Source organism: Methylobacterium sp. WL6 (assembly GCF_008040095.1).
In the GTDB taxonomy this organism is placed as follows: domain Bacteria; phylum Pseudomonadota; class Alphaproteobacteria; order Rhizobiales; family Beijerinckiaceae; genus Methylobacterium.
On record NZ_VRVH01000611.1, the window covers coordinates 1 to 911 of the forward strand.

At 75.5% G+C, this 911-nt stretch carries 1 pseudogene; it reads left to right on the forward strand.

Going from position 1 to position 911, the window contains the following annotated elements:
* Positions 1 to 911, forward strand: a pseudogene (locus FV230_RS30185) (chromosome segregation protein SMC); the annotation flags it as partial.

The following is a 911-nucleotide window of genomic DNA, read 5'->3' on the forward strand; positions in this document are numbered from 1 at the left end:
GCCGCCCGCGTCGCGGAGCACGCCGCCGACCGGCTGCGCCTCGACGCCGAGCTCGCCGAGGCCGAGGCCGCCGACGCGATCCTGAGGGAGATCGAAGCCGAGGTCGCGGAAGGCCATGCCGCCTGGCTCGACCTGTGGCGCCCCGCCGGCATCGCGCCCTCGACCCCGGCGGAGATGACGGCGTGGCTCGGTGAGGCCGAGACCCTGATCGAGGGCAAGGGCGATCTCGACGAGCGGCACATCGATCGCGCGCTCCGCACCGAGCGGATCGAGGCGGCACGGGCGCCGTTGCTGGATCTTGCCGAAAGGATGGGACTGACCGACCTCGCCGGCCTCGACGTCGGCCTGATCCTCGGCCGCCTGGAAGAGCGCGTTGCGGCGATCGCGTCGCGATGGGAGGCGACCCGCGAGGCGAACGCGCGGATCGGCGCCGCCGCGATCGGCATCGCGCGGTCCACGACGGCGCTCGCCGACGCGAAGGCGAAGCAGGCGGCCTGGCGCAATGCCTGGGACGACGCGGTGCGGGCGATCGGGCTCGACGGCGCGGCCGGGACCGAGATGGCGACGAGCGCCCTCGCCGCCTGGCAGGCGGTGCCGAACGCGCTCGCCGAGCGCGAGAACCGCCGCGCGCGCGTCGCCGGCATCCGCCGCGACATGGAGGCCTACCACGCCGCCGTCACGCCGCTGATCGCGGCGCTCGCCCCCGACCTCGCCCACATCCAGCCGAGCGCCGCGATCCGCAGCCTGCAGACGCGGCTGCAGGAGGCGCAGGCGAGCGAGACCCGCCGGCGCGAGCTCGCGAAGCGGCGCGACGAGGCGGAGCGGGAGGCCGGAGCGGCGATGCGCGCGCGCGACGTCACGTATCTCAGGGGCGACTGGACCAACCAGAACCCGGAGATCACCCGCCTGCT